Annotated in this window: 5 protein-coding genes; 3 read left to right on the top strand and 2 right to left on the bottom strand. The window is 70.6% G+C overall.

What is annotated here, in order from left to right; genetic code table 11:
• The first annotated feature begins 225 nt into the window (after window positions 1–225).
• From IJH84_RS26040 to IJH84_RS26030, 3 genes are read left to right on the top strand one after another with little or no spacing between them, the layout of a single operon-like run.
• Window positions 226–1,113 carry a 3-keto-5-aminohexanoate cleavage protein gene (locus IJH84_RS26040; protein WP_200068478.1) on the top strand — a complete coding sequence of 296 codons (888 nt, stop codon included), beginning with the start codon at window positions 226–228 and terminating at the stop codon, window positions 1,111–1,113.
• The gene (locus IJH84_RS26035; protein WP_295150070.1) at window positions 1,113–2,042 is read left to right on the top strand and encodes a 3-hydroxyacyl-CoA dehydrogenase NAD-binding domain-containing protein; all 930 of its coding nucleotides are present in this window, start codon (window positions 1,113–1,115) and stop codon (window positions 2,040–2,042) included. The genes IJH84_RS26040 and IJH84_RS26035 overlap by 1 nt, the downstream gene beginning before the upstream one ends.
• The gene (locus IJH84_RS26030) at window positions 2,039–2,467 is read left to right on the top strand and encodes a thioesterase family protein (protein ID WP_295150067.1); all 429 of its coding nucleotides are present in this window, start codon (window positions 2,039–2,041) and stop codon (window positions 2,465–2,467) included. Before IJH84_RS26035 ends, IJH84_RS26030 begins: the two co-directional genes overlap by 4 nt.
• Before the next feature lie 164 nt (window positions 2,468–2,631).
• Here IJH84_RS26030 and tsaD read toward each other — a convergent pair whose 3' ends face one another.
• Window positions 2,632–3,705: a tRNA (adenosine(37)-N6)-threonylcarbamoyltransferase complex transferase subunit TsaD gene (gene tsaD / locus IJH84_RS26025; RefSeq protein WP_200068475.1), complete on the bottom strand. Its 1,074-nt coding sequence runs from the start codon at window positions 3,703–3,705 to the stop codon at window positions 2,632–2,634.
• Window positions 3,702–4,109, bottom strand: a 408-nt coding sequence (gene rimI, locus IJH84_RS26020) for a ribosomal protein S18-alanine N-acetyltransferase (protein WP_295150062.1), incomplete at its 5' end; no start/stop codon positions are given. The genes tsaD and rimI, both read right to left, overlap by 4 nt.

Here is a 4,109-nt window from a genome sequence, read left to right as displayed (position 1 = left end):
GCCGCCGACGGGCTGCGGCGGGTGTCCGCGCGCGGCGCGCGGCGTGAATTCCTGGCGACCACCAAGGCGTTCTGGCGCAGCCACTGAGCTGACTCCCAGGTCAATCAGAACTTCGGGTGGCATTTCCCTCTGCTGTCTGAATATGCCTTCCACGGGTCTCGACCATTGCGATTAGCGCAATGCCACTGCTAGCGTCCGGCCTCGATCGGAGGAAGGGGCCGGGCCATGAACGACGAAGTGATCATCACCGCCGCGCTGACCGGCGCGGGCGACACGGTGGGCAAGAGCGAGCACGTGCCGGTGAGTCCCGAGCAGATCGCCGAATCCGCGGTGCAAGCCGCGAACGCGGGCGCCGCCGTGGTGCACATCCACGTGCGCGACGTGGAAACCGGCCAGGGTTCGCGCGAGGTGCCGCTGTACCGCGAGGTGGTGCGCCGCATTCGCGAGTCCGATGTGGACGTCGTGATCAACCTGACCGCGGGCATGGGCGGCGACCTGGTGATCGACCAGGACGACCCGCTCAAGCCGGTGGACGGCACCGACCTGGTCAACGGCCTGGACCGGTTGCCGCACGTCGAGGAGCTGCTGCCGGACATCTGCACGATGGACTGCGGTTCGCTGAACTTCGGCGAGGGCAGCCAGCTCTACATCAGCACCCCGGACATGCTGCGCGCGGGCGCGAAGCGGATCCAGGAGCTCGGCGTCAAGCCGGAGCTGGAGATCTTCGACACCGGCCAGCTGTGGTTCGCCACCAAGATGATCGAGGAAGGGCTGCTGGACGCTCCGCCGCTTTTCCAGCTGTGCATGGGAATTCCGTACGGCGCACCGGCCGATCCCGGGCTGCTGCAATCGATGGTGCGGATGCTGCCGGAAGGCGCGAACTGGGCGAGCTTCTCGATCGGCCGCAACCAGTTCCCGTGGGTGGCGCAGTCGGCGCTGCTGGGCGGGCAGGTCCGGGTCGGGCTGGAGGACAACCTGTACCTGAGCAAGGGCGTGAAGGCCACGAACGCACAGCTCGTGGAGCGCGCGGTGACGATCGTGGAGAGCTTGGGGTCGCGGGTGGCGACTCCGGACCAGGCGCGCGCCAAGCTCGGCCTGAAGCGGAGGTCCTGATGGCACCGCACGTCGCGTGCATCGGCGCCGGAGTCATCGGCGGCGGCTGGGTCGCGCACTTCCTGGCGCGGGGATACCGCGTGACCGCATGGGATCCGGACCCGGACTTCGGGCCGCGGCTGCGGCGGCTGGTTGATGCCGCGTGGCCTGCGCTGACCGAGCTGGGCCTGGCCGATGGCGCGACGCGGGACGACCTCACCTTCGCGTCCACTCTGGACGAGGCGGTGGCCGGGGCGGACTTCGTGCAGGAGAGCGCGCCGGAGGACCTGGAGATCAAGCAGGACCTGCTGGCCCGCATCGACGCCGCGACGCCCGCCGGCGTGGTGATCTCCTCGTCCACCTCCGGGTACGGCATGACCGAGATGCAGCAGCGCTGCACCACCCCGGAACGCCTGGTGGTCGGGCATCCGTTCAACCCGCCGTACCTGATCCCGCTGGTCGAGGTCGTGGGCGGCGAGCGCACCGAGCGGTGGGCCGTCGAGCACGCTTCGCGCTTCTTCGAGGCGGCGGGCAAGTCGGTGATCACGATGGACCGCGAGGTGCCGGGTTTCATCGCCAACCGGCTGCAAGAGGCGCTGTGGCGGGAAGCGCTGCACATGGTGGCCGAGGGCGAGGCGACGGTCGCGCAGATCGACGCCTCGATCACCGAAGGCCCGGGGTTGCGGTGGCCGCTTTTCGGGCCGTGCCTGACCTTCCACCTCGCTGGCGGTGAAGGCGGGATGGCGCACATGCTCGACCAGTTCGGGCCGTCGCTGAAGTCGCCGTGGACCCGGCTGGAAGCTCCGGAACTCACCGATGACCTGCGGGAACGGATGATTCAGGGCTGCGCCGAAGAGGACGGCCGGGACATCTCCGAACTCGTCGCCGAGCGGGACCGCGCGGTGATCGCGGTGCTGCGGGCGGTGCGGGAAGTGCGGGAGGGTTCGTGAGCTGGGAGCTGCGACAGCGCGTCCGTCCGGAGTGGATCGACTACAACGGGCACCTCAGCGAGGCGTACTACGTGCTGGTGTTCGGGTTCGCCACGGACGCGGTGATGGAGCGGATCGGTTTGGACGCCGCATACCGCGCCACGACCGGGCATTCGCTCTACACCGTCGAAGCGCACGTGCGGTACCTGCGGGAAGTCGGCCCGGACGCGGACATGGTCGTCACGTCCCGGATCGTCGGCGGCGGTGCGAAGAAGCTCTTGCTGTGCCACGAGATGACCGTGGACGGCGTGCTGCGCGCCACCGAGGAGGTCGTTGCGCTGCACGTCGGCTCCGACCGCGCGGTCCCGTTCCCGGACGACGTCGCCGACCGGATCACCGCGGCCATCGAGCCCGCCCCCGAGTACGCGGGCCGCTCGATCAGCTGAACCGCCGCCGAGCGAACGGACCGTTGGTCCAATCTAGTGGGACGAGCAGGCCGTTCACTCCGATCTCCGTTGCCCTGGCCGAGTGGCGCGCGGGCGTGTCGGCATGGGCCGATGTATTTGAGCGAACGGACCGTTCGACCAATCTAGTGGGACGAGCGGTCCGTTCACTCCTGGTGGTGTGCGGGGAGGTTGATGGTGTCGACCGGGAGGCCGGGGTTCGCGGAGATGTCCAGCGGGGACGGTCGCGCGCCGGAGGCCAGCACGTGCGCGCCGAGCGCGGCGATCATCGCGCCGTTGTCGGTGCACAGCCGGGGTTTCGGCACGCGCAGCGCGAGCCCGGCGGCAGCGCAGCGCTCCGCGGCCAGCGCGGCCAGCCGCGAATTCGCCGCAACGCCACCGGAAATGACCACCGTGTCCACGCCGAGCTCGTCGGCCGCGCGCACCGCCTTCGAGGTGAGCACGTCGGCCACCGCCTCCTGGAACGAGGCGCACACGTCGGCGACCGGCACTTCCCGCCCGGCCCGCTGCTCGTGCTCGACCCACCGGGCCACCGCCGTTTTCAGCCCGGAGAAGGAGAAATCGTGCCGCGAATCCCGCGGCCCGGTCAGCCCGCGCGGGAACTCGATCGCGTCCGCGGAGCCCTCCCGCGCCATCTTGTCGATCGGCGGCCCGCCCGGGTAAGGCAGGTCGAGGATGCGGGCGACCTTGTCGTACGCCTCCCCCGCCGCGTCGTCGATGGTGGAGCCGATCTGCGTGATGCTCTCGGCGACGCCTTCCACCAGCAGCAGCTGGGTGTGCCCGCCGGAGACCAGCATCGCCAGGCAGCGCTTGGGCAGCGGCCCGTGCTGCAGGGTGTCCACGGCGACGTGCCCGGCGAGGTGGTTGACGCCGTAGAGCGGCACGCCCAGCGCGGCCGAGTAGGCCTTGGCCGCGGCGACCCCGACCATCAGCGCTCCGGCCAGGCCGGGTCCGGCTGTCACCGCGATAGCGTCCACATCGGACAGACCGAGGCCGGATTCGTCCAGCGCGCGGCGCATCGTGGGCGCCATCGCGGCCAAGTGCGCACGGCTGGCGATCTCCGGCACCACCCCGCCGAAGCGGGCGTGCTCGTCGACGCTGGACGCGACCGCGTCCGCCAGCAGGCTCACCGAACCGTCCGGGCCGAGGCGCACCAGCCCGACGCCGGTTTCGTCGCAGGAGCTCTCGATGCCGAGCACGATCCGGTCGGTGGCGGTCATTCCGGGCCACCTCCCTCCTGGTGTTCCGGTTCGCCCAGCGGCGGGCGGCGCATGGTGTGCGCGTCGGCGCCGGAGGGCTGGTAGTAGCGCCTGCGCAGGCCGACGATCTCGAAGCCGTGCGCCCGGTACATCTCGATCGCCGGTTCGTTGTCGGTGCGCACTTCGAGGAACGTCGTGGCGCGCTGCTCATCGGCGCGGGACAGCAGCCGCAGCAGCAGCGCCCGGCCGACGCCGCGGCGCTGGTGGTCCGGGTCGACGCCGATGGTGTGCACCTCGGCTTCCGGCGGGCGCCCGGTCAGCGCCAGGCCCGCGTAGCCGATCAGCACCTCGCCGTCGTAGGCGCCGAAGTAGAGGTGGCCGCGGTCGAGTTCCGAGGTGAACGAGGCGAGCGACCACGGATCGTC

This window comes from Saccharopolyspora sp. (assembly GCF_017434145.1).
Classification (GTDB): domain Bacteria; phylum Actinomycetota; class Actinomycetes; order Mycobacteriales; family Pseudonocardiaceae; genus Saccharopolyspora_C; species Saccharopolyspora_C galaxeae.
This window is presented reverse-complemented; position numbering and strand designations above follow the sequence as displayed.

Coding starts and splice junctions, on each gene's coding strand:
- IJH84_RS26040 (WP_200068478.1), top strand. CDS start 226: ATGAACGACGAAGTGATCATCACCGCCGCGCTGACCGGCGCGGGCGAC.
- IJH84_RS26035 (WP_295150070.1), top strand. CDS start 1,113: ATGGCACCGCACGTCGCGTGCATCGGCGCCGGAGTCATCGGCGGCGGC.
- tsaD (WP_200068475.1), bottom strand. CDS start 3,705: ATGACCGCCACCGACCGGATCGTGCTCGGCATCGAGAGCTCCTGCGAC.